Source organism: Burkholderia sp. BCC1977, from assembly GCF_905339595.1.
Lineage (GTDB): Bacteria > Pseudomonadota > Gammaproteobacteria > Burkholderiales > Burkholderiaceae > Burkholderia.
Genome location: NZ_CAJPGQ010000069.1, coordinates 1 through 24,352 on the forward strand (window position 1 = coordinate 1; position 24,352 = coordinate 24,352).

The following is a 24,352-nucleotide window of genomic DNA, read 5'->3' on the forward strand; positions in this document are numbered from 1 at the left end:
CTCCAGCCCCGCTTCCACGTTCTGCAGCACGGTCAGCCACGGGAACAGCGCGAAAGTCTGGAACACCATCGCGACGCCTTCGGCCGGGCCGCGCAGCGGCTTGCCGAGGTAGGTCACTTCACCGCCGGTCGGCTCGATCAGCCCGGCGATGATCCGCAGCAGCGTCGACTTGCCCGAGCCGGAACGGCCGAGCAGCCCGACGATCTCGCCTTCGCGCAGCGACAGGTTCGCATCGTCGAGCACGAGCAGTTCGCCCTGCGACTTGTTGAAACCGCGGTTCACGTGCTCGACGCGCAGGATTTCCTCGCCGAGACGCGGCGGCTGGAGCGGCTGGCTCGTCTGGACGGGGGCGTTGATTACGGTCTGGTTTTGCATCGCGCTTACTCTCAATCGAGACGGAGCCGGGATTCCGCATAGGCGTACATCGGACGCCACAGCAGGCGGTTGAACAGGGTGACGAACAGGGACATCACGGCGATGCCCAGGATGATCTTCGGGAAGTCGCCGGCGGCGGTGGTCTGCGCGATATACGAGCCGAGGCCGTGCGCGACGACCCTCGTGTCGCCCCACTGCACGAACTCGGACACGATGCTGGCGTTCCACGCGCCGCCCGATGCGGTGATCGCGCCGGTCACGTAGTACGGGAAAATGCCGGGCAGGATCGCCTGCCGCCACCACTGCCAGCCGCGAATGCGGAAATTCTTCGTCGCTTCCTTGTAGTCGTTCGGATAGGACATCGCACCGGCGATCACGTTGAACAGGATGTACCACTGCGTGCCGAGCACGATCAGCGGCGACAGCCAGATGTCCGCGTTCAGGTGGAAGTGGACGATCACGATCACGAACACCGGGAACAGCAGGTTGGCCGGGAACGCGGCGAGGAACTGCGCGAGCGGCTGGATCTTCTCGGCCAGCGCGGGGCGCAGCCCGATCAGCACGCCGAGCGGCACCCAGACCACCGACGCGATCGCGATCAGCACCAGCACGCGCAGCAGCGTGATCAGCCCGAGCACCAGCACGTGGCCGACCTCGCCCATCGTCACGCCGGTCGCGACGAAGCTGACGACGCGCCACCCGACGTACGCGGTCAGCAGGATCACGAACGCGCCCCACACGATGTCGCCGACGCGCGACGAACCGCGCGCCGACGTGCCGCGCAAGCGCCTGCCCGTCAGCGCCGGCACGCGCAGCGGAATCCGCGCGGCCTGCGACAGCAGCCAGCCGGCCGGCACGAGCAGTTGATGAATCAGGTGCGTGCGGCGCAGCATGTCGAGCAGCCAGGACTGCGGCGCATCGCCCGACGCGGTGTTCTCCATCCGGAACTTGTCGGCCCACGCGACGAGCGGACGGAACAGGAACTGGTCGTATGCAAGGATCACGACCGACATCGCGACGATCACCCAGCCCACCGCGCCGAGGTTCTTGTCGGAGATCGCCTGCGCGAGATACGCACCGATGCCCGGCAGCGTGATCGTCTGGTTGCCGACGGTGATGGCCTCCGACGCGACGACGAAGAACCAGCCGCCCGACATCGACATCATCATGTTCCAGATCAGCCCCGGCATCGAGAACGGCACCTCGAGCTTCCAGAAGCGCTGCCACGACGTCAGGTGAAAGCCGCGCGACACTTCGCTCAGGTCGCGCGGCACCGTGCGCAGCGACTGGTAGAAGCTGAACGTCATGTTCCACGCCTGGCTCGTGAAGATCGCGAAGATCGCGGCCAGCTCGGCGCCGAGCACGCGGCCCGGGAACAGCGCGAGGAAGAACGTGACCGTAAACGAGATATAGCCGAGCACCGGCACCGACTGCAGGATGTCGAGGATCGGGATCAGCACCATACCCGCACGGCGGCTTTTCGCGGCGAGCGTGCCGTACACCAGCGTGAACACGAGCGACGCGACCATCGCGGCGAGCATCCGCAGCGTGGTGCGCAATGCATATTCGGGCAGGTTCGACGGATCGAGCGAGATCTTCTGGGTCTGCAAGGTCGCGATCGGGGCCATCGTCTGATGGAAGCCGACGATCGCCATCGCGAGTATGCCGATGATCAGCGGAAACGCGACCGCGTCCCAGCGGTTGGGGAGCACACGCCACGCGGACGCGTTGGCGGTGCGATTCGGATCGAAGAAACTGATATCCATCGGTAGCGTCTTGGTCGAATTGAAAATCGATGGGACCGGCCGCGTGCCGCGCGGCCGGGTGCGGCCTCAGCCGGCGCGGCTCAGAACAGCCGGTGCAGCGCCCAGTACAGGAGCGCCGACAGCGCGATCGACGCGGGCAAGGTCAGCACCCACGCGAGCACGAGGTTGCGCACCGTGTCCCAGCGCAGGCCCGCGCCGCTCGCGGTCATCGTGCCGGCCACCCCGGACGCGAGCACGTGCGTCGTCGACACCGGCAATCCATACGCGTCGGCCATCCCGATCGTCAGCATCGCGACGGCCTCGGCCGACGCGCCCTGCCCGTACGTCAGGTGCGACTTGCCGATCTTCTCGCCGACGGTCACGACGATCCGCTTCCAGCCCACCATCGTGCCGAGACCGAGCGCGATCGCGACCGCGACCTTCACCCAGGTCGGGATGAACTTCGTCGCGCGGTCCATCTGCTTCTTGAAAGCCTCGAGCGCGCTCGCGTCCTCGATCGAGAACGCCGGCGCCTTCGCCTTCTCCATCAGGCGGATCGCCTCGGACGCGACGTACATGTTGTTGCGCACGTTGTCGACGAGGTTCTGCGGCACGCTCGAGATACCGCCGGCCTGCGCGACCTGGTCGGCGATCGTGTCGGTGAGCTGGCGCAGCGCCGGAAGCGTCGCGGGTGCCAGCGTGCGCGTGCGCACGTAGGCCTCGACGTCGGCACGCGCATCGGCGGACCGCGCGGCCGGGTCCGCATACTTCACGAGCGTCGTCGACGCATGGCGCGCGACCGCGACGAACGTGCTCGTCTGGTCGGGCGTCACGGCCTTGTTCAGCGCATAGGCGGTCGGCATCACGCCGATCAGGATCAGCATGATCAGGCCCATGCCCTTCTGCCCGTCGTTCGAGCCGTGCGCGAACGACACGCCCGTGCACGTGAGGATCAGCAGCAGGCGGATCCAGAACGGCGGCGGCTTGTTGCCCCTCGGCTCCTGGTACAGCGCCGGCACGCGCACGAGCGCCTTCAACAGCAGCAGCACGAGCGCGGACAACACGAAGCCGATCAACGGCGAGAACAGCAATGCCTTGCCGACGCCGAGCGCCTGGTTCCAGTCGACGCCGCTCGTGCCCGACGGGCCGCTGACGAACTGGTTCATCAGGCCGACGCCGATGATCGAGCCGACCAGCGTGTGCGAGCTCGACGACGGCAGCCCGAAATACCAGGTCGCGAGGTTCCACGTGACGGCCGCGATCAGCAGCGCGAACACCATCGCGAAACCCGAGCCGCTGCCGACCTGCAGGATCAGCTCGACCGGCAGCAGCTGCAGGATGCCGAACGCGACGGCGCCGCTCGACACGAGCACGCCGAACAGGTTCCACAGGCCCGACCAGACCACCGCCAGGTGCGGGTCGAGCGAATGCGTATAGATGACGGTCGCGACCGCGTTCGCGGTGTCGTGAAAGCCGTTCACGAATTCGAAGCCGAGCGCGATCAGCAGCGCGACGGCGAGCAGCACGAACGGCAGGAACGAGCGCTCCCTGACCGGACCGAGATCCGCGCTGAGGTGAATGCCGATGTAGACGATGCCGCAGGCAATGATCAGAAAGAACAGCGCGAGGCTGAGGGTGCGCGTGCGATGACCGGCCGCACCGCTGGTTTCCGTTGCCGCGAGATTCGGCATGAGGGGCTCCGGAGAGGTGATTCGGTGTCGCAGGCTATCGGGCGGGCATGACGCAAATGTGACGTGTCACTTACAGGACATTGACAGGTCATCCGTCAGCGATCCGTCATCGCCGCGCAAGCCGTGCGCAACCGCATCCGGCCGCGTAACACGCGGGAATAAAACCGCCGCCGCATCGGTATCGCAGGCGAAAGCGCCGGCTTATTCCAGGACGATCCGGCCGTCCGGTTCCGTCACACGAATGCGAGGCTCACATGTCTTCATCGACTCCCACCCGCCCGTCGCGCCGCAAGGCCCTGCAATGCATGGCGTTCGGCGGCCTCGGCACGCTGTTTACGCTGTCGGGCGGCATCCTGACGCCGTTCGATCTCGCGCTCGCGCAAAGCGGCGCCGCCCTCCCCGCGGACAAGGGCCGGCCGCTGTTCGTGCAGATCAGCGACACGCATATCGGCTTCAACAAGGACGCGAATCCCGACGTCTCGGCCACGCTGCGGCAGACCATCGATCTCGTCAACGGGATGTCCGCCACGCCCGCGCTCGCGATCCATACCGGCGACATCACGCACTTGTCCAAGGCGGCGGAGTTCGACCAGGCGTCGCAGCTGCTGTCCGCGCTGCGCGTACCGGAGTTGCACACGGTGCCCGGCGAACACGACGTGACCGACGGTTCGGGCGCCGAATACTTCAGCCGGTTCGGCAAGGCGTCGGACAACCGCGGCTACTACAGCTTCGATCACGCGGGCGTGCACTTCGTCGCGCTCGTCAACGTGATGCACTTCAAGCCGAACGGGCTCGGCAGCTTCGGCGACGAGCAGCTCGCGTGGCTCGCGCAGGATCTCAAGGGGCAGTCGTCGAGCACGCCGATCGTCGTGTTCTCGCACATGCCGATGTGGACCATCTACGAGCCGTGGGGCTGGGGCACCGGCGACGCGCCGCAGACGATGGCGCTGCTGCGCCGCTTCGGCTCGGTCACCGTGCTGAACGGGCACATCCACCAGATCGTGTCGAAGGTCGAAGGCAACATCACGTTCCACACCGCGCGCTCCACCGCATTCCCGCAGCCGACCGCCGGCAACGGCCCGGGCCCGGTGCCGCTCACGGTGCCGCGCAACCGGCTGCCCGCGATGCTCGGCGTGACGACCGTCGACTTCGCCGGCCATCCGGTGGCGGCTTCGCTGCACGACACGACGCTCGCGTGATCGCTCGCCTGATTCCTCGCCTGATCCCTGTCCGCAAGGAGACGACATGACCTTCTTCAAGCCCTCGACCCTGGCGGCCGCGCTGATCCTGGGCGCGGCCGCCGCCGGCACGCCGCTCGCCGCATGCGCGCAAACCCCGGCCAGCCCGCTGGTGACGATCCACAACTTCATGTTTTCGCCGATGTCGACCACCATCAAGGCCGGCACGACGGTCACGTGGAAGAACCTCGACGCGGAACCGCATACCGTCGTCAACGACGCGGGTATCTTCCACTCGAATGCGCTGGACCAGGACGAAACCTACTCGTTCCGCTTCGACAAGCCGGGGGTGTACAAGGTGTTCTGCGGAATTCATCCGTACATGAAGGAGACCATCACCGTGGAATGACGCGGCGCGCCAAACGACGCGCGACGCGCGACGATCCGACACCGCGGAGCGACGCCCGACGATCGCCTACACTGGTTCCATCCGGCCGGCCCCCGCCGGCCGTCACCGACCGCGAGGCAAGCGATGACGGCAAGTCAACCCGCACATCCGAAACTGCCGGGCCAGGTCGTGCTCGTGCTCCAGGGTGGCGGCGCACTGGGCGCGTACCAGCTCGGCGTATTCGAGGCGATGGACGCGGCGGGCATCGAGCCCGACTGGGTCATCGGCACGTCGATCGGCGCGATCAACGCGGCGCTGATCGCCGGCAACGCGCCCGCGCACCGCGCGCAACGGATGGCCGAATTCTGGCGCCACGTCACCGAACGGCCCGCCGTGAACGTGCCGGGCTTGCCGACGAGCTGGGACAAGATCGGCTCGGAACTCGCGGTCATCGGCGCCGGCATCCCGGGATTCTTCCGGCCGAATCCCGCCGCGTGGTTCGGGCCGCTCGCACGCGTCGGCGTCGAGCACGCGTCGTACTACGTGGTCGAGCCGCTGCGCGACACGCTTGCGTCGCTCGTCGACCTCGACCTGCTGAACGCGCGCCGGCCGCGCCTGACCGTCGGCGCGGTCAACGCGTGCACCGGCACGATGCGCTATTTCGATTCGCGCGACCGGCCGCTCGGCCTCGACCACGTGATGAGCTCGGGCGCGCTGCCGCCCGCGTTCCCGGCCGTGCGGATCGACGGCGCGCCCTACTGGGACGGCGGCATCTATTCGAATACGCCGGTCGAGGTCGTGCTGGACGACGCGCCGCGCCGCAGCTCGATCATCTTCTCGGTGCAGATGTGGAATCCGGTCGGGCCGGAGCCGCAAAGCATCTGGCAGGTGTCGGAGCGGCAGAAGGACATCCAGTACGCGAGCCGCACGGACAGCAACATCGCGCGGCAACAGCAGATTCACCGGCTGCGCCACGTGATCAAGGAACTGGTGATGCGGCTGCCGGAGGCGGAACGCACGTCGGCCGACGTGCAGGCGCTCGCCGCATGGGGCTGCCAGACCACGATGCGCGTGATCAAGCTCGCGGCGCCGCGGCTCGACGGCGACGATCAGTGGAAGGACATCGATTTCACGCCGGACGGCATCGCGGCACGCCGCCAGGCCGGGTTCGACGCGACGATGCAGGCGATCGCCGCGCGGCCCTGGGACCAGCCGATGGAGCCGACGGAGGGGCTCAGCGTCTGGAGCCCGGAAGAGAACCGGATCGGCGAGCGGCACAACTGATTCCGCCGGCGCACCGTCCTGACCCGGCGCCGGCTTACAGCGCGCGCACGATGCCGCCGTCGACCCGAATGTTCTGCCCGGTGATGTAGCCGGCGCCTTCCGACAGCAGGAACGTCACGGTCTGCGCGATCTCCTGCGTCTTGCCGAAACGGCCGACCGGAATGCGGGCGACGATCTCGGGCGTCTCCGGCCAGCTGTCGATGAAGCCGGGCAGCACCGAATTGATGCGGATGTTGTCCTTCGCATACCGATCGGCGTACAGGCGCGTGACGGAACCGAGCGCCGCGCGCAGCGCGGACGACACCGGCATCGCCTGTTCGGGCGCATCGGCCGCGAAGCTCGAAATGTTGACCACCGCACCGCCGCCCTGCTTCAGGAAGACGGGCGTCACGCGGCGCAGCACGCGAACGACGTTGAGCACGATCAGGTCGAGCCCTTCGTGCCACTTGTCGTCCTCGATGGCGAGCAGGTCGCCCTTCGGCGGGTGCCCGGTGTTGTTGACGACCGCATCGATGCGGCCGTACTTCGCGAGCGTCTCGTTCACGAAACGCGCGATGTCGGCGTCGTCGGTGACGGACCCCGCCACGCCAAACCCGCCGAGTTCCTTCGCGAGTTCGACCGCGCTGCCGGACGGCGACATCAGCGCGACGCGATAACCGTTGTTCGCGAGATCCCGCGCGATCGCGGCACCCATACCCTTGCCCGCCGCCGTCACCAAAGCCACTTTCTCTACAGTCATGCCGTTCTCCAGGATAGGTCGGCCGTATGCCGCGATCATCATCTATGGCAGCACTCTAGGACTCTATAATCGACTTGTCGAACGATGATTTCTCCATCCACTCTGTAGAATTTCTACTGCATGAAGGTTCTATCGCGTACCCGTCGGTTCCCGCCGCTCAATGCGCTTCGCGCGTTCGAGGCCGCCGCGCGCCACCTCAATTTCCGGCTGGCCGCCGACGAACTCGGCGTGACCCAGGGCGCGGTGGCGCAGCAGGTCAGGCATCTGGAGGACGTCGTGGCGGTTCAGCTGTTCCGGCGGCTGCCCAGGGGGCTGGCGCTGACGCGCGAAGGGCTCGAGTATTTTTCGTCGGTCCAGCGCGCGCTGCAGATCATCTCCGACGCGACGGACGCGCTGGGCCAGCGCCCCACGGTTCTGGCGGTCAGCACGACGCCGTCGTTCGCGTCGAAGTGGCTGATTCCGCGCCTGTCGGACTTCGGCCGCCTGCACCCCGACATCGAGGTTCGCGTCATCGCCGACGAACGGCTTGCGTCGTTCCGGGCCGATGGCGTCGACATCGCGATTCGACTGAGCAAGCCGCCGTTCCCGGCCGGCCTGGTCGCGACGTTGCTGTCTCCGCTCGACATCTTCGCCGTCGCCAGCCCGACACTGCTCGACGGCGGCACGCCGATCCGGAGCCCCGCGGACTTGTCGAAGCATGTGCTGTTGCACGACGCGCACGACCTCTGGCCCGAGTTCATCGAGAAGCTCGGCGGCAAAGGCCAGGCCGATCCGACGAAGGGGCCGCGGTTCAGCCAGTCGCTGCTCGCCATCGACGCCGCGGTCGCGGGGCAAGGCATCGCGCTGACCAGCGAGCCGCTCGTCGAGCGCGATATCGCGGAAGGCAGGCTGCGGCGCGTGTTCGATTTTTCGTTTCCGATGTCGCTCGGGTTTTACGTCGTCTTTCCGCAGGCCAATGCGCATTCGGAAGCGCTCGAGGCGATGCGCCGCTGGCTGTTCGCGCAGTATGGGAAAGCGTGATCCGCTGAAATCGCGACCGATCAACAACCCCACTCCGATCAGTGCCTTCGTAAATATCGTCTTTTTACGATATATGATTCGCCCATCGACGATACCCGTTTGCACCGGTTTTCCGACCGAACGCCCTGAACACCACGCCCTTCCATGCCGACCGAACTCGACATCGACGCGATCCTGAAAGCGCTTTCGAACCCCGTGCGCCGGGAAATCCTCGTCTGGCTGAAAACGCCGGGCGCGCATTTCCCGGAGCAGACGCTGCCGTACGACCACGGCGTCTGCGCCGGGCAGATCGACGCGCGCTGCGGGTTGTCGCAGTCGACCGTCTCCGCGCACCTCGCGACGCTGCAGCGCGCGGGGCTCGTGACGTCGACACGGATCGGCCAGTGGGCGTTCTTCCAGCGCAACGAGGCCGTCATCGACGCATTTCTCGACGCACTGCGCCGCGAACTTTGACCCAGGCCATGCGGGCCGCACGCCGCGCACGACGCGACGGCCACCCCGCCTTTCGTGAAGAGGTTATTTGCCATGCCCACCCTGTTCGACCCCGTTACCCTCGGCGACCTGACCCTGCCGAACCGCGTCGTGATGGCGCCGCTCACCCGTGCCCGCGCCGGCAGCGCGCGTGTGCCCAACGACCTGATGGCCCGCTATTACGCCGAGCGCGCGTCGGCCGGCCTGATCATCAGCGAAGCGACTTCGGTCACGCCGCAGGGCGTCGGCTACGCCGACACGCCGGGCATCTGGTCCGACGAGCAGGTGGAAGGCTGGAAGCGCGTGACGCAGGCCGTGCACGCGGCCGGCGGCCGCATCGTGCTGCAACTCTGGCACGTCGGCCGGATTTCCGATCCGGTGTTCCTGGACGGCGGCCTGCCGGTCGCGCCGAGCGCGCTCGCCGCGGGCGGTCACGTGAGCCTCGTGCGGCCGCCGCGTCCGTACGTGACGCCGCGCGCGCTCGAACTCGATGAAATTCCGGGCATCGTCGCCGCGTACCGCAAGGGCGCGGAGAACGCGAAGCAGGCCGGCTTCGACGGCGTCGAGATCCACGGCGCGAACGGCTACCTGCTCGACCAGTTCCTGCAGGACAGCACCAACCTCCGCACCGACGCGTACGGCGGCCCGATCGAGAATCGCGCCCGCCTGCTGCTCGAAGTGGTCGACGCGGCGATCGACGTGTGGGGTGCGGGCCGTGTCGGCGTGCACCTCGCACCGCGCGGCGACGCGCACACGATGGGCGATTCCGACCCGGCCGCGACGTTCGGTCATGTCGCGCGCGAACTCGGCCGCCGCAAGATCGCGTTCATCTTCACGCGTGAATCGTATTCGGGCGACCAGTTGAGCCCGCGTCTGAAGGAGGCGTTCGGCGGCCCGCTGATCGCGAACGAGCAGTTCACGCTCGAATCGGCGCAGGACACGCTCGCGAGCGGCCACGCCGACGCGATCGCGTGGGGCAAGCTGTTCATCGCGAACCCGGACCTGCCGCGCCGCCTCGAGCTCGGCGCGCCGCTGAACAAGCCGGTGCCGGAGACGTTCTACGCCGAAGGCGAAACGGGTTACACCGACTACCCGGCGCTCAGCGACGCGGCCTGACGGCCGGCGGCACGTTCATGCGCGCACGTCCGCGCGCATGAACACGCGCCGCGTCTCGTCGAGCCCGCGTGCGACGTGATGCGCGCGGATCGCATGCAGCGCGTCGTCGAGCGATGCGTCGTCGATGATGCGAAAGCCGAGGCGCGCGTAGTACGGCGCATTCCACGGCGCGTCGCGGAACGTCGACAGCACGACCTGTGCGATGCCGTCTTGCGCGGCGCGCGTCATGATCCGTTCGATCAGGCGCGCGCCGATCCGTTGCCCTGCATGCGACGGCGCGACATCCAGCTCCTCCAGATAAAGCCGCTGCGCATCGAGCAGCCGGTAGAACGCGAAACCCACGCAGGTCCCCGCTTCGTCCGTCGCGACATACGCGCGACCGTCGTCGATGCGTGCGAGCACGTCGGCCGCATCGGTCGGCTCGCCTTCGGCGATGTCGAGCATGCCGATATCGCGAAAACGCCGGGCGGCGGCCACTTCCACGGCGGCCATCGCGGCCGCGTCTTCCCGCGTGGCGGGACGAATCCGGATCGATACTGTCATCACGACGAGGTAGGCAGGCGGGAACGGCCGTCACTATAATCGAAACTTCAACCCTTTCGAACGCCCGCCCACGAGGTTCGTCATGACGCTGTCCGCGCTCGCCGTGTTCGCCATCGCCCTGCTCGTCACCGCAGGAACGCCCGGCCCGAGCGTCGCCGCGCTCGTCGCGCGCGTGCTGACGAACGGCGTGCGAGACGTGCTGCCGTTCCTCGCCGCGATGTGGATCGGCGAGGCGCTGTGGCTCACGCTGGCCGTCGCCGGGCTGTCCGCGTTCGCGCGCACGTTCGAGACGGGGCTGCTCGTGCTGAAACTGCTCGGCGTCGCGTACCTGCTGTTCCTCGCGTGGAAGATGTGGACCGCGCCGACCGACACGAAGGCCGGCGACCTGCCGCACGGCCAGTCGCCGTGGCGCATGTTCGTCGCGGGCACGCTGGTCACGCTCGGCAATCCGAAGATCATGCTGTTCTATCTCGCGCTGCTGCCGACGATCGTCGATCTGACGCACGTCGGTGTCGTCGCGTGGGCCGAGCTCGTCGGCACGATGCTCGCGATCCTGATCCTCGCCGACTGCTTCTGGTCGCTGCTCGCGGTGCGTGCGCGGGCTTTTCTGACTTCGGCACGCGCGAAGCGGATCGCGAACCGCACGAGCGCGACCGCGATGGCAGGTGCGGCGGTGGCGATCGCGACGCGTTGAGCCGGCGCCTTCATCCCTGACAGGCGCGCCACCGCATCGCGGCCGCAGCGCATTCCACGCGCAGCCGTACGCTCCAACGCCGCCTCGCTCTAGCAACCCGTCGGCCTGCGCCGCACACCCGGCGCCGGCACATCCTCATTGCACTCAACCAACGCCCGCACCAACGCCCAATCATCGTCGTCGCAGAAATCGAGCAGCATCGCGCCGCACGGCCCGCGCGCTTCGCGCAAGCGCGCCGCCAACCGCGCCTGAATCCCCTGCACCGTGCCGTCGCCGCGCGCGACCACCGACGGATTCGCGCCCATCCCCGTCCCGCTGCAGAAATTGATCGCCCAGCGCCCGCTCTCCGGCGACGGCATGCCGGTCAGCAGCGCATCGATCACGCGCCACTTGTAATTGATCGACCCGGCGACAGGCACACGGTATTCATCCTGGATCACGAACGCCGCATCGGGATGATCGATCGTGAAGGTCGCGTTGTCGGGCCACGCGGTCAGGTCGATGCCCAGCGGCCGGCTGCTGCGGAACCGCCGCAACAGCACCACCGCGCCGCGCACGTCACCCAGCGCCGGGAGCGCGCCGCCCGCATGCCAGCGCAGCCGCGGATGCCGCGCGCAATGCGCATCGAACGTCGCATCGAAACTGCGCGTGCACGCATGCGCGGCCCATTCGTCCTTCACCGACATCACGATGCATTCGCGCGGATGCGCATCGAGAAAGCGCGTGCAATCCGCCAGCACGTCGTCGAACGACAGGCCGAGCGCGATCCCGCCGTGATGGATATCGAACGTATCGAACCGGTGCCGGCAGCGGATGTCGAGCAGCCGCACGCCGTGCGCGAGCTGCGCATCGAGCGGCGCGCGCTGCGTGCGCACGAGCGGATCGTCGACCGTATACGCACAGGTGTCATGGCTGCCCGGTAGGGTCAGCGTATGCAGCGGCCGCGCGTCGTCGAGCGCCGACATCCAGTCGGCCAGCGGCGCAGGGGCTTCGTGTCGTGAAGGGATCATGAATCGATGACTGACAAGGAAAGAAAGACGTGGGTGACCGCATCGGATGTCGCGGTGCGGGCCGGCGTGTCGCGCTCCGCGGTGTCGCGCGCATTCTCGCCGACGGCGAGCATCGCGCCCGAGACGCGCGAACGCGTGATGGCGGCCGCACGCGCGCTCGGCTATCAGGTCAACCTGATCGCACGCGACATGATCACGCAGCGCAGCAGCATGATCGGCGTCGTGACGGCCGGGTTCGAGAATCCGTTCCGCGCGCGGCTGCTGTCGGACCTGATGGCCGCGCTCGGGCAGCGCGCGTTCACGCCGCTCGTGACCAATGCGGATGATCCGCATCAGGTCCGGCAATCGCTCGAACGGCTGCTCAGCTACCGGATCGCGGGCCTCGTGATGACGTCCGCGTCGCCGCCGCTGTCGGTCGCGCAGCAGTATCTCGACCATCGGATCCCGGTCGTGATGATCAACCGCGAAGCCAACCTGCCGGGCGCGGATGTCGTCGTCAGCGACAACGCGGCGGGCGCCGTCCATGCCGCGCAACGGCTCGTGCGGGCCGGCGCGCGCCGGCTCGCGTTCGTCGGGCCGCGTACCGCGAGCTACAGCGCACGCACGCGCGCGGATGCGTTCGAGCAGGCGCTGCAACGCGGCGACGCGTACGATGCGGCGCTCGTTCGCGTGATCGATACGCACTCCGACACGCATGCGTGCGGCATCGATGCCGCGCGGCAATTGTTCGCCGCCGGCGAGCGCCCGGACGGTGTGTTCTGCTCGTCCGACCTGCTCGCGCTCGGCGTGATCGACGCCGCCCGCGACGCGTTCGGCTTGCGCGTGCCGGACGACCTGCGCGTGATCGGTTTCGACGACATCCCCGCCGCCGAATACGACGCGTATCGGCTCACGACGCTGCGCCAGGATACGCAAGGCCTCGCGCACGCGGCCGTCGACCTGCTCGCCGACCGGATCCAGACGTTCGACGGCGCCTCGCGCACGCGCGTCGTGCCGGTTACACACGTGGTCCGGCATAGCTGCGCGTAACGCGTCGCGTCACTTCAGCCCGCCCGCGAAGCCGCGCAGCAAATAGCGCTGCACATAACCGGCCACGGCAAGCGTCGGCAGCGACGCCAGCAGCCCCGCGCTCATCAGGTCGCCCCAGTCGATGCCGTTCTCCGTCACGTAGCCGGCAATCGCGAGCGGCAGCGTGAAGCGGCTCGGCGTCGACACGAACAGCAGCGCGATCAGGAACTCGTTCCATGCGGCGATGAACACGAAGATCGCGGTCGCGATCAGCCCCGGCGCGCACAGCGGCAGCACGATCTGCACGAGCCGCCGCGCGCGCCCCGCACCGTCGATGCACGCGGCCTCCTCGTATTCGATCGGCACGTCGCGCACGAACGCGAGCAGCATCCAGATCGCCATCGGCAGCGCGTAGATCTGGTAGGCCAGCATCAGCCCGAGCGTCGAATCGAGCAGATGCAGCCGCTTCGCGAGCGCGAACAGCGGTACCGCGATCGTGATCGGCGGCATCAGTTTCAAGGCCAGCACGAGCATCAGGAACAGCACATCCAGCCGCGCCGGAAACCGCAGCCGCACGAGTGCATACGCGGCCGGGAACGCGAGCGTCAGCGCGAGCAGCGTCGTGCCGAACCCGACCAGCAGCGAATTGGCGAGCGGCGCGCCGATGCCGTTCGACCACACCGACGCGAAATGCTCGAGCGTCGGTGCGGCCGGCCAGAGCCGCAGCGGATGATCGAGGCGCTCGAGGGTCGGCATGAATGCCGCGCCGGCCATCCACAGACACGGCAGCAGCAACAGCGCGAGCGCGACGATGCGCAGCGCCCACGGCGCCGCCCGACCGACTACGGCCCCCGCTCGCGGGTGCGCGACGCCCGCGGATCGCGCCGTCATGCGCGCCGCTTGCGAACCGTCTGCCATACGTACCCCGAAACCAGCAGTGCGGACGCCGCGAGCATCAACACCGACGCAGCGCTCGCCGGCCCGACGTTGAAGAAGCGGAAGCCCGTGTCGTAGATGTAGGTCGACAGCGTCTGCGTCGCATTGCCGGGGCCGCCGCCCGTCAGCGCATAGACCTTGTCGAACAGCTTGAACGTGTCGATCGAGCGCAGCAGCAGCGCGAGGCCGATCTGCGGCGCCGCGAGCGGCAGCGTGATGTCGCGCAGGCACTGCCATTCGCTCGCGCCGTCGGTGCGCGCGGCTTCGTACAGTTCCTGCGGGATCGATTGCAGCCCGGCCAGCACGATCAGGAACGCCATCGGCGTCCACTGCCACACGTCGACGAGCGCGAGCGACCACAACGCAAGATGCGGATCGGACAGCCAGCGCACGCCGTCGATGCCGAACGCGGCGAGCAGCGCGTTCAGGAAGCCGTCGAAATTGAGCCAGTTGCGCCAGATCGCCGAGCACACGAGCGTGGACAGCATCATCGGCAGGATCGCGAGCGGCAGCGCGATGCGCCGCCCCGGAAACGCGCGGACGAACAGCAGCGCGAGACCGAAGCCGAGCGCGACTTCGACGAGCGACGCCGCGATCGTGAAGCGCAGGGTATTGCCGAAGCCGGCTGCGAACGCGTCGTCGCCGAGCACCGCGCGATAGTTCGCGAGCCCGACGAACGCGCGCCGGCCGGCCGCATAGTCGACCTGGCAGAACGAGTCGATCAGCACCTGCGCGACCGGGTACAGCGCGAGCGCGGCCAGCACCAGCAACGCGGGCCCGAGCAGCGCGACGAACGGCAGGCTGCGGCCGAGGGCTTTCATGCGCGGCTTCCGGACGATGCGTGACGACGGGCCGTCACTTGCCGGCCGCGGCCATCGCCTGCGCGATCTTCTGCTGCGCCTGGCGCAGCGCGGCGTCGGGCGCGGCCTGCCCGGTCAGCGCGAGCTGCAGCTGGTCGCCGAGAATGCTCTCGACCTGCTGCCAGTCCTTCACGCGCGGCCGCGCACGACCGGCCTCGAGCGCCTTCAGCTGATCCGGATACCAGCGGTACTGGCGCACCAGCGCCGGATCGTTGAACACGCTGCGGCGCGTCGGCGGAATGCCGATCCCGGCGAGGCGCGTTTGCGTGTCGCGTGCGCTCAGGTAGGCCAGGAAATCCTGCGCGAGCTTCGCGTGCGGCGCGTCCTTCGGAATGCCCATCTGCCAGATGCCGAGCATCGGCGCCGGGCCGGCCGTCTGTCCGGGCGGCGGCTGCAGCGCGATCTGACCGACCACGCGCGACTGCTTCGGATCGTCGAGCGCCGGGATCCACGCCGGCCACACCTCGATCGACTGCGCGGCCGTGCCGCGCTGCAGCGCGTCGCGCACTTCGGCGGCGCCGTACACGTCGACGTCCTTCGGCGCGGAGGCCTTCAGCGCGAGGAAAGTCTTCAGCGCGGCCTGCGCCTCGCGCGAATCGATCGTCACGTTGCCGGCACGGTCGAACACGTCGCCGCCGTAGGCCCACAGGATCGGCAGGAAGCCCGTCACGACCGGGTTGCCCTTGGTGCCGCGGAACACGACGCCCGACACGCTCTTGTCCGCGCCGCCGACGGTCTGCGCGATCTTCAGCACGTCGTCCCAGTTGCGCGGCGGCTGCAGCTTGTATTTCGCGAGCAGATCCGTCCGGTACGCGAACATCTCGACGTTGCCGACGATCGGCAGCGCGTACAGCGCGCCCGCCGCGTTGCGGCCGAGCGCGACCGCGGACGGCACGAGATCGGCGTCCGCGAGCGATGCCGGCAGCGGCTTCAGCCAGCCGTTGCCGATGAATTCGGGCGCCCACGTGTCGTCCATCATCACGAGGTCGTAGGTGCCGGTGCCTTCGCGCATCGACAGCTTCAGCTTCTGGTACAGGTTCGCGTTCGGCAGCTTGAGCAGCTCGATCTCGGTGCCCGGATGCAGCTTGGTGAAGCCGGCGACGGCGTCGGCCAGCCCCTTGCCGTAGATGTCGTCGCGGCCCGCGATGACGAGGTCCGCCGCGAAGGCATGCGAGGCGGCAAGGGACAGCGCAACGGCGGCGGACAGCGCGCGCAGGCGGCTCAGCAGGGTCATGAGGTCTCTCTCGATCGGTGTGGTGGCGGGTCGGCCTGGCGTTGCACACGTGTGCAACGCGGGCGACGCTTCGGGCGGCCTGAAGCGAACGCCATTGTTCACGTCGATCGTTAAGAATTTGTGGCACGCGGCGAGACCGGCCGCCATCGCGGCCGGCCGCCCCGCCCGGGCCAGCGCATGCGCACCGTCAGAAGTTCACGCGAATCCCGGCCATCACCGCGAGCTGCCGGCTCGAATTGCTGTTCGCGAGCACCGGAATCTGCGCGTAGTTCACCGCATTGCCGTTCGCCTCGGTGCCGAGCCCCGTGCCGCTCGCAATCTGGCCGATCGCGACCGCATACAGCGCGGTGCGCTTCGACAGGCTGTAGTTCGTGCCGACGTTCACCTGGTGGAAGCGCGTCGTGCCGCGCCCGTCGGTGTGCGCGGCGTTGAAGATGTACGCGACGCCGCCCTGCAGCGCGGGCGTGAACATGTACGTGACGTTCAGCTCGCCGACGTCGAACGTGAACGCCTGCGTGCGCGGCTGCGCGTCGGTCGAGAAATAGCGGCTGTCGCCGAGGCGCGTGTGCGTGTAGGTCAGCGCGACCGTCGCCGCGCCGAGCGTCACCGAGCCGCCCGCGCCGAACGCGCGCATCGAGCCCGCGTCCTGCAGCAGGCAGTACATCGCGCCCGGATTGCTGCACGCGAAGTCGCCGATGTAGCCGCTCGCGCCGCCGAGCGCCGCGTCGAGCGGCTGGTGCAGGTCGAGATAGCCGACCGAGAACGCGACCGGCGCGCGGGTGTAGGTCGCGGCGACCGCATAGCCGCGCTTCGCGGAAAAGTCGCCGGCCTGCCCGCCGAAGCTGAACGTGCCGCCGAACGTCAGCCCGTTGAAGTCCGCGCTGGTGAACTTCACCGCGTTGTTGAAGTTGAACGCGGCGTTCAGGTTGTCGACGTCGCCGAGGTGCGAACCGTACGGCGTCGCCCAGTTGTTGCTCGATACATAGGCGCCGAGCATGTCCGTGTACGAATCGTATTGCCGGCCGAGGCCGAGCGTGCCGATCGCATCCTGGCGCAGCCCGACCCACGCCTGCCGGCTGAACGCGGCGCCGCCCTGCAGCGCCTGCCCGTTCGCGGACAGGAACTGCTGCTCGAGCGAAAACACCGCGTTGAGCCCGCCGCCGAGCGGCTCGGCGCCCTGGAATCCGAAGCGGGACGGCACGAGGTTGCCGCCGCCCATCTGCCATGCATGGCCGCCGCCCGTGCTGCCGTCGGCGCGCGTGAACTGCTGGTTCGTCGAATAGATGATGCCGGTGTCCACGGTGCCGTACAGCGTCACGCTGCCGGAGGTCTGCGCGTGTGCGTGCATGCACCCCAGCGTGGCCGCGGCCGCGGCCAGTCTTCGTCCGATCTTCATGTCCCGCCCCTCTGTTGTCATCGATTCGCAGTGCAGATCGATGGTGTTGTCGATATCGGTGACAGGACTCTATCCAGCGAAAATTCGGGACCTCTATCCCAAATCAGCAAATGGTGAAGCGAACGGAACGTGCAACGCACGACGGCGCCGGGCGGCACCGTCGCGGTGCGCAGACGTCATTCGGGGCGCAAGGTTTGCGACGGCAGCTCGCCGAACAGGTCGCGATACTCGCGCGCGAAATAGCCGAGATGCGTGAAGCCCCAGCTCGCGGCGGCCTCGCCGACGCCGAGCTGGTGCGCGGACGTCGTGCGCAGCAGGCGCCGCACCGCGTTCAGCCGGATCGTGCGCAGATAGCCGACGGGCGTGACGTCGGCGACGCGCTGGAAGCTCGTCTGCAGCGTGCGGCGGCTGCAGCGCAGCGCGCGGCACAGTTCGAGCACGGTGACGGGTTCCTCGGGCCGGTCGCGCAGGTGTTTCTCGCAACGGCTGACGATATCGCTGTAGGTAGCGTGCGTGATGTCGCGGCGCTCGACGCCGATGCCCTGCTCGAGCGCATCGAGGAACATGCCGAGCATCGTGTCGCGGAACATCTTGCGGGTGGCCGCGTATTCGAGGCAGCCGGGATTGCGCTGCGCGTCGTCGATCAGCGACGACAACCGTGCGCCGAGCGCGACACCTTGCGCGTCCGACAGCCGCGTGACGTGCCGCAGCTTGCGCGCGCCGGCCGCGCCGAATTCGGCCTCACAGAGCTCGTCGACCATGTCCGACGCGGCGCTGATCCCGACCAGCCCCATCCCTTCCGGCGTGTGGAATTCGAAATCCTCGCCGGCGCGCAGCGCGAGCAGCGCATAGCCATCGATCGGCTGACCCTGGAACGTGCCGGCGAGCGGCACTGACAGCGGCACCGCGAGCGACGTGCGCCCGGCCGGCGCGAGGCCGGTTTGCGCGACACGCCGGTTGGTCGTCTCGCGGAAGAAATGGAAATCGTCGTACAGCACCTGCGTGACGGTGCCCCTGAACCGGCCCGGCGTCATCTGGCGGTAGACCTGATGCCAACCCGCGATCGCGAGCCCGTGGTCGTGCACGTCTTCGTGTGAGCGTGACTGGAACAGCATCGGCATCTCCGGTAAAACCCTGATCCACGCTGCGGCCGCACGGCGCGCAGCGCCACAGCTTACCCCCGCAAAATTCCGCGCAGTGCAGTTTCGAATCCAAGACAGGCCGCCGACAGCGCGGCGGCCTGCTCGCCGGTCACGCGAACGTAGCGGCGAAACGACGGCATCCGGTTCACGACCTCGCTGCCGCCGAACGGCACGACCGCGAGCGTCCAGCACCCGTCGCGCGCGGCGATCGTGCAGTCGGTCAGGTGCAGCGGGCGGAGCGCGTCGGCAAGTGACGAATCCGCGACGAGCGCGCGCACCGTCCGCATGAATCCGGGGTCACATCCCGGCACGGGCTCGGCCGCGATGCCGGTGCGCCGCAGCCAGCCGGTCTGCAGCACGCGCGCCAGGCCCTGTCCGGCCGGACCGGCCGCGTCGATCGACACCTGCACGCTGACCGTATGCATCAGGAACTGCCGGTCGATGCGCTCTTCGATGCTGACGCGCACGCCGTTCGGCAGCCGGGTTGCCGCCTCGCCGGCCGCGTCATGTGCATCGCGCACCGCACCGAGGTCGGCCAGCACGCGCGCGGCGATCGCGCCGGGCCGATGGCCGGGCGGCGGTGTGTCGGGCGCCGCGCGCCACCGGGCGAATGCGAGCCTCACGACGCGACGTGCTCGTTGCGCAGCACTTCTTCCACCGGCACCGGCTTGAACGGATGCCGGCGCTGCACGACGACCGTCCAGAACAGCGCGTACAGCGCGGTGAGCCCGAGCATCGCGCCGAACGGCACGTAGATGTCGCGCGCGTTCATGCCGGGCGGCGTGATGTACCAGATCGCGAGCACGATGCCGACGCTCGACACGATCTGCGGCAGCGGGAACAGCGGCGAACGGTACGGGCGCGGCAGATCCGGGCGCCGGATGCGCAGCATCACGACCGACGCGGTGACGAGCAGATACGCGGTGCCCCACGCGCAGGTCGCGGCGAGCACGAGGTGCAGGATGCTGTCGAGATTGCCGTTGATCAGCCACGCATGGAAGATCGGCACGACCGCCGCCGCGACGATGCCGACCACCGGCGTCTTGAAGCGCGGATGCAGATACGCGAAGCAGCGCGGCAGCGCGCCGTCGATCGCCATCCCGTACAGGATGCGCGGCAGCCCGGCCATCAGCGTGTTGATCGTCGCGGCGCCCGCGCACAGGAACGCGATGCCGAACCAGATGCGGCCGAAGGGCCCGAGCACCTGCAGCGCGAACGCGGGAATCGCGCCCGGCGTGTCGAGCAGGTGCGTGAGGCCGTCCGGGCTCACCGGCACGTTCGCGACCTGGCGGCGGATCGCCGCGCCGTACAGGAACATGCAGATCGCGACGCCGACGAGGCCGAGCGCCATCGCGCGCGGAATCGTGCGGCCCGGCGTTTTCATTTCCGGCGCGAGCGGCGTGACGAACTCGCAGCCGACGAACATGAACATCGCCATCCCGACCAGCGACAGCACGGCCGACACCGACGTGCCGACTTCCGAGCCGCCGAACCAGCCGTCGAGATGCACGGCCGGCGCGGCCGCGAGGCCGAGGATCCCGAAGATCATCAGCGACAGCCACATGCCGGCCGTCAGCACGATCTCGAGCTTGCTGAACACCTTGATGCCGATGATGTTGGTAATCGCGAACGTGATCACGAGGCCGACGCCGACGAGCCACGAACTGTTGTGCTTCTCGAACGCGGCGTTCAGCGACTCGAAGTTCACGAGCGCCATGATGCCGCTCAGGATCGTCTCCGCCGTGCCGGCGAACACGTGCACGAGGAAATACGCGGAAATCGTGCCGGTGATCGCCCAGAAGCGGCCGAGCCCGCACGACAGGTAATCGTAAACCGAGCCGGCCGTCGGCAGCATCGCGGCCGCTTCGGAGAACGTCGTCGCCTGCGCCTGCATCATCACGAACGCGATGATCATCGCGACCGCGAACGCCCAGCCGCCCATCCCGAAGCCCGACGTGGCGGTGAGAATCACCGGGCTCGCCATGATGAGGCCGACGGCGCTCGCCAGCGCGGTCGGAAACCCGACCGCGCCCGCCTTCAGCACCGTGCCGCCGCCCGCTTCAGCCGACGCACCGGCGGGCGTATCGCCCGCGGCGCCGGTCACTTCAGACCATCCCGACATCTTCGTCTCCTTCCCTTTTTGGGCCGGAACCGGCGCTGCCGCGCCCGTTCCGTGCCATGCTTCGCGGTCGGCCCGGGGCGGCGCTTCAGCGCGTCGCCGCCCGGGCCCCTGTCGATCCAATCCTGATCCGATGTCGAAAAAATACGCAGGCAAAATAATCCGGTCATAGCGCAAATCGGCAAACCGGCGGTGGCGAACGGGTTATCCCGCCCTCCACCGCCGGTTCGGCGTCACGCGCTCACCCCGTCACGGCGTCACGCGAACGGCACGGCCTCGAAGCCCGCCGCGAGCGCGTCGACGATCCGGTCGAGCTGCTCGCGCTGGATCACGAGCGGCGGCGACAGGATGATCTTCGTGCCGACCGGACGCACCAGCACGCCGTGCTCGCGCGCCACTTCCGCGACCGCGTTCGCGTAGCCGGACAGCGGGTCGATCGGCTCGCGGGTCTGCTTGTTCGCGACGAGGTCGAGCGCGAGCATCAGCCCCTTGCCGCGCACCTCGCCGACCGCGGCGAAGCGTTCCGGGAACGACTGCAGCGCTTCGAGCAGATACGCGCCCTGCTTCGCCGCGTTCGCCGGCAGGTCTTCCTTCACGACGATGTCGAGGCTCGCGATCGCGGCCGCGCATGCGACCGGGTGCCCCGCGTACGTGTAGCCGTGCATGATCGCGCCGCCGAAGTCGGCGTTCGCGGCGAATGCGTCCTCGATCCGCGCGTTCACGGCCGTCGCGCCGAGCGGCACGTAGCCGGACGAAATTCCCTTCGCGAGACACATGATGTCCGGACGCACGCCCCAGCCGCGGCTGCCGAACAAGCTGCCGCTGCGGCCGAAGCCGGTCACGACTTCGTCGGCGATCAGCAGCACGCCGTAGCGGTCGCACACCTCGCGCACGAGCGGCCAGTAGTTGGCCGGCGGCACGATCACGCCGCCCGCGCCCTGCACCGGCTCGGCGATGAACGCGGCGACCGTGTCGGGGCTCTGGAACTGGATCTCGCGCTCCAGCATTTCCGCGCAGATCCGGCCGAGTTCCTCCGGATCCTGCGTGAACGGGTTGCGGTACAGCCACGGCGTCTCGACGTGGAAGCAGCCGGGCAGGTTCGGCTCGTAGTTGCGGCGAAACACCGTGTTGCCGTTCACCGACGCGCCGCCGAAGTGCGTGCCGTGATAGCCCTGCTTCAGCGAGATGAACTTGGTACGATCCGCCTGGCCGCGCACCTTCCAGTACTGGCGCGCGATCTTCAGCGCGGTCTCGATCGAGTCGGAGCCGCCCGAGCTGTACAGCACGCGGCGCATCCCTTCCGGCTCCAGCATGTCGATCAGCTTCTTCGACAGTTCTTCCGCGCGCGGATGCGAGATGCCGTCGAACAGCTGGAAGTATTCGAGTTCGTCGAGCTGGCGCACGATCGCGTCCTTCACTTCCTGGCGGTTGTGCCCGACGTTCACGTTCCACAGGCCCGCGACGCCGTCGACCAGCTGCTTGCCGGTTTCGTCGAACACGTAGCAGCCGTCGCCGCGCACGATGCGGATCGGCTTGCGCTGTTTCATTTCGTTCGGGTGCAGCATCGGGTGCCAGAACTTCGCTTCGTTGTAGCTCATTGCAATCTCCACTTTCGGATCGTTGGAACCTCGATCGTCCGGGATCGAGGTTCGAGGTTTGCGGGGTGTTCGGAGCCCGCGCCGCGCGTCAGTGCGCGATGCAGACGGATTTGGTTTCGGTGAAGCCTTCGATCGCGTACTGGCCGAACTCGCGGCCGATGCCCGATTGCTTGTAGCCGCCGAACGGCATCGACGGGTCGAGCGGAATGTGACAGTTCACCCACACGGTGCCGGCCTCGATCTGCGGCACGAGGTTCATCACGCGCTTCAGGTCGTTGCTCCAGATGCTCGCGGCGAGACCGTACGGCGACGCGTTCGCGAGTCGCACCGCGTCGGCCGCGTCGTCGAACGGCACGACGACGATCACCGGGCCGAACACTTCGTCGCGCACGATCGCGCTGTCCGGATGCGGATCGGCGATCACGGCCGGCTTCACGTAGTAGCCGGGCAGGTCGTCGGCCGGCGTGCCGCCCGCGAGGAACGTGAGACCCGCGCGGCGCGCGCCTTCGATGTGCTGGACGACCTTGTCGCGATGGTGCGCGGAGACCAGCGGGTTGATCTGCGCGGTCGTGTCGAGGCCCGCGCCGAGCTTCATCGACTGCGCGACGCCCGCGAGGCCGTCCGCGAGCTGCGCGAACTTGCTGCGGTGCACGTAGATGCGCGACGCGGCCGCGCACACCTGCCCCTGGTTGAAGAACGCACCGGCGGCGACGCCGTCGAGCGCCTGCGCGACGTCGACGTCGTCGAGCATCACGATCGGGTTCTTGCCGCCGAGTTCGAGCGAGAAGCGCGTCATGTTCTGCACGGCCGCCGCGCCGACCAGCTTGCCGGTCGCCGTCGAACCCGTGAACGAGATCTTCGCGATCGACGGATGGCTCGACAGCGCGGCGCCGCACGTGCGACCGCCGGTGACGACGTTGAACACGCCGGGCGGCACGCCGGCGTCACGGGCGAGTTCGGCGAGGCGCAGCGCGGTGAGCGGCGTTTCCGGCGACGGCTTCAGCACGATCGTGCAGCCGGCCGCGAGCGCCGGAATCAGTTTCCACACCGCGATCATCAGCGGGAAATTCCACGGCACGATCGCCGCGACCACGCCGACCGGCTCCTTGCGCGTATAGGCCGTATAGCGCGCGCCGGGCGGGAACGGGATCGACACGTCGAGCGTCTGGCCGGTGATCTTGGTGGCCCAGCCGGCCATGTAGCGCACGTATTCGACGCTCGCGCCGACCTCGATCGCGCGCGACACGTGGATCGACTTGCCCTGGTTCAGCGTTTCGAGCTGCGCGAGCGTTTCGGCGTCGGCTTCGATCAGGTCGGCGAGCTTCAGCAGGATGCGCTCGCGGTCGGCCGGGCGCAGCCCGCTCCACACGCGGGTGTCGAATGCGTGCTTCGCGCTGGCGACCGCGCGGTCGACGTCGTGCGCGTCGGCATCCGCGACCGTCGCGAGCCGCTCGCCCGTCGCCGGGTCGTACACGTCGAGCCGCGCGGCCGCGTGCGCGGGCTGCATGGCGCCGTCGATGAAAAGGCCGAAGTCGCGCGCGACGAAGGTGCGCACGGTGTCGCTGACGACGACGAAGTTCGTGGTGCTCATGGGCGTCTCGATGATTGTCATGGCTGGGCCGCGTGCGCTCGGGCATGCGGGCGTCGAACCACTGTATCGACGGGGGATCGCGCCCGGTGAGCGCAAATTGGCAGCGCGTGGGCGATCGAAACGCGGATGACTCGGGAATGTGGAATGGCGGCGTGCGAATGCCGCGCTATCGTCGGATGAATGGCGCGGCGCGGTGCGGCGCGGTGCGGTGCGG

The 24,352-nt window shown here is 68.4% G+C and carries 23 protein-coding genes; 8 read left to right on the top strand and 15 right to left on the bottom strand.

All coding sequences use genetic code 11. The annotated features are described in order from the left end of the window. The 3 genes from U5771_RS33175 to U5771_RS33185 form a co-directional block, all read right to left on the bottom strand. Nucleotides 1-375: ATP-binding cassette domain-containing protein (locus U5771_RS33175; protein WP_322027853.1), on the bottom strand; the 375-nt coding region annotated here is incomplete at its 3' end. A gap of 11 nt (nt 376-386) precedes the next feature. Further along, a complete protein-coding gene (locus tag U5771_RS33180) occupies nt 387-2,141 on the bottom strand; it encodes an ABC transporter permease subunit (protein ID WP_322027854.1) in 1,755 nt (584 codons plus the stop codon). 80 nt (nt 2,142-2,221) lie between these two features. After that, nucleotides 2,222-3,811 (bottom strand): inorganic phosphate transporter, encoded by a 1,590-nt coding sequence (locus U5771_RS33185; RefSeq protein ID WP_322027855.1) that lies wholly within the window; start codon nt 3,809-3,811, stop codon nt 2,222-2,224. Nucleotides 3,812-4,065: 254 nt separating this feature from the next. Between U5771_RS33185 and U5771_RS33190 the strand changes: the two genes are divergently transcribed. The 3 genes from U5771_RS33190 (at nt 4,066) to U5771_RS33200 (ending at nt 6,661) form a co-directional block, all read left to right on the top strand. After that, nucleotides 4,066-5,010: a metallophosphoesterase family protein gene (locus tag U5771_RS33190; RefSeq protein WP_322027856.1), complete on the top strand. Its 945-nt coding sequence runs from the start codon at nt 4,066-4,068 to the stop codon at nt 5,008-5,010. Nucleotides 5,011-5,056: 46 nt separating this feature from the next. Continuing rightward, complete coding sequence (locus U5771_RS33195; RefSeq protein ID WP_322027857.1) at nt 5,057-5,398, top strand: cupredoxin domain-containing protein; 342 nt, start codon at nt 5,057-5,059, stop codon at nt 5,396-5,398. Between the two features lie 123 nt (nt 5,399-5,521). Continuing rightward, the gene (locus U5771_RS33200) at nt 5,522-6,661 is read left to right on the top strand and encodes a patatin-like phospholipase family protein (RefSeq protein ID WP_322027858.1); all 1,140 of its coding nucleotides are present in this window, start codon (nt 5,522-5,524) and stop codon (nt 6,659-6,661) included. Nucleotides 6,662-6,695: 34 nt separating this feature from the next. On the opposite strand, the gene U5771_RS33205 is transcribed toward U5771_RS33200, so the two are convergent. After that, the gene (locus tag U5771_RS33205) at nt 6,696-7,400 is read right to left on the bottom strand and encodes an SDR family oxidoreductase (RefSeq protein WP_322027859.1); all 705 of its coding nucleotides are present in this window, start codon (nt 7,398-7,400) and stop codon (nt 6,696-6,698) included. Between the two features lie 120 nt (nt 7,401-7,520). Between U5771_RS33205 and gcvA the strand changes: the two genes are divergently transcribed. From gcvA to U5771_RS33220, 3 genes are all read left to right on the top strand, one after another. Continuing rightward, entirely contained in the window at nt 7,521-8,420 is a 900-nt protein-coding gene (gene gcvA / locus U5771_RS33210; RefSeq protein ID WP_322027860.1) for a transcriptional regulator GcvA, read from the top strand. Nucleotides 8,421-8,564: 144 nt separating this feature from the next. After that, complete coding sequence (locus U5771_RS33215) at nt 8,565-8,873, top strand: ArsR/SmtB family transcription factor (RefSeq protein WP_044846683.1); 309 nt, start codon at nt 8,565-8,567, stop codon at nt 8,871-8,873. 72 nt (nt 8,874-8,945) lie between these two features. After that, nucleotides 8,946-10,007, top strand: coding sequence for an alkene reductase (locus U5771_RS33220; protein WP_322027861.1), 1,062 nt, complete (start codon nt 8,946-8,948; stop codon nt 10,005-10,007). 15 nt (nt 10,008-10,022) lie between these two features. On the opposite strand, the gene U5771_RS33225 is transcribed toward U5771_RS33220, so the two are convergent. After that, on the bottom strand, nt 10,023-10,550 hold the full coding sequence (locus U5771_RS33225) for a GNAT family N-acetyltransferase (RefSeq protein ID WP_322027862.1): 528 nt from the start codon (nt 10,548-10,550) through the stop codon (nt 10,023-10,025). Nucleotides 10,551-10,632: 82 nt separating this feature from the next. On the opposite strand from U5771_RS33225, the gene U5771_RS33230 reads away from it, so the two are divergent. Then, nucleotides 10,633-11,244 (top strand): LysE family translocator, encoded by a 612-nt coding sequence (locus U5771_RS33230; protein WP_124610304.1) that lies wholly within the window; start codon nt 10,633-10,635, stop codon nt 11,242-11,244. Nucleotides 11,245-11,333: 89 nt separating this feature from the next. Here U5771_RS33230 and U5771_RS33235 read toward each other — a convergent pair whose 3' ends face one another. Then, nucleotides 11,334-12,254 (bottom strand): phosphatidylinositol-specific phospholipase C, encoded by a 921-nt coding sequence (locus tag U5771_RS33235; RefSeq protein WP_322027863.1) that lies wholly within the window; start codon nt 12,252-12,254, stop codon nt 11,334-11,336. Nucleotides 12,255-12,260: 6 nt separating this feature from the next. Here U5771_RS33235 and U5771_RS33240 point away from each other — a divergent pair, with 6 nt between their 5' ends. Next, on the top strand, nt 12,261-13,283 hold the full coding sequence (locus tag U5771_RS33240) for a LacI family DNA-binding transcriptional regulator (RefSeq protein WP_322027864.1): 1,023 nt from the start codon (nt 12,261-12,263) through the stop codon (nt 13,281-13,283). A gap of 9 nt (nt 13,284-13,292) precedes the next feature. Here the strand turns inward: U5771_RS33240 and U5771_RS33245 are convergent, their stop codons facing one another. The 9 genes from U5771_RS33245 to U5771_RS33285 form a co-directional block, all read right to left on the bottom strand. Continuing rightward, nucleotides 13,293-14,153, bottom strand: coding sequence for a carbohydrate ABC transporter permease (locus U5771_RS33245; protein ID WP_322027865.1), 861 nt, complete (start codon nt 14,151-14,153; stop codon nt 13,293-13,295). Then, nucleotides 14,150-15,019: a sugar ABC transporter permease gene (locus U5771_RS33250; protein ID WP_322027866.1), complete on the bottom strand. Its 870-nt coding sequence runs from the start codon at nt 15,017-15,019 to the stop codon at nt 14,150-14,152. Before U5771_RS33250 ends, U5771_RS33245 begins: the two co-directional genes overlap by 4 nt. 34 nt (nt 15,020-15,053) lie before the next feature. Then, on the bottom strand, nt 15,054-16,292 hold the full coding sequence (locus tag U5771_RS33255) for an ABC transporter substrate-binding protein (RefSeq protein WP_322027867.1): 1,239 nt from the start codon (nt 16,290-16,292) through the stop codon (nt 15,054-15,056). A 187-nt stretch (nt 16,293-16,479) separates the two neighbouring features. After that, nucleotides 16,480-17,688, bottom strand: coding sequence for a porin (locus U5771_RS33260; protein WP_322027868.1), 1,209 nt, complete (start codon nt 17,686-17,688; stop codon nt 16,480-16,482). Between the two features lie 176 nt (nt 17,689-17,864). Then, nucleotides 17,865-18,803, bottom strand: a complete 939-nt coding sequence (locus U5771_RS33265) for a helix-turn-helix domain-containing protein (protein WP_322027869.1) — start codon at nt 18,801-18,803, stop codon at nt 17,865-17,867. A 59-nt stretch (nt 18,804-18,862) separates the two neighbouring features. Beyond that, nucleotides 18,863-19,453, bottom strand: coding sequence for a DUF3156 family protein (locus tag U5771_RS33270; protein ID WP_322027870.1), 591 nt, complete (start codon nt 19,451-19,453; stop codon nt 18,863-18,865). Further along, the gene (locus U5771_RS33275) at nt 19,450-20,952 is read right to left on the bottom strand and encodes an APC family permease (RefSeq protein ID WP_322027871.1); all 1,503 of its coding nucleotides are present in this window, start codon (nt 20,950-20,952) and stop codon (nt 19,450-19,452) included. The genes U5771_RS33270 and U5771_RS33275 overlap by 4 nt, the downstream gene beginning before the upstream one ends. Nucleotides 20,953-21,206: 254 nt before the next feature. Then, nucleotides 21,207-22,547 carry an aspartate aminotransferase family protein gene (locus tag U5771_RS33280; protein ID WP_257769402.1) on the bottom strand — a complete coding sequence of 447 codons (1,341 nt, stop codon included), beginning with the start codon at nt 22,545-22,547 and terminating at the stop codon, nt 21,207-21,209. An 88-nt stretch (nt 22,548-22,635) separates the two neighbouring features. Further along, the gene (locus tag U5771_RS33285; RefSeq protein WP_322027872.1) at nt 22,636-24,138 is read right to left on the bottom strand and encodes an aldehyde dehydrogenase family protein; all 1,503 of its coding nucleotides are present in this window, start codon (nt 24,136-24,138) and stop codon (nt 22,636-22,638) included. Between the last annotated feature and the right edge of the window lie 214 nt (nt 24,139-24,352).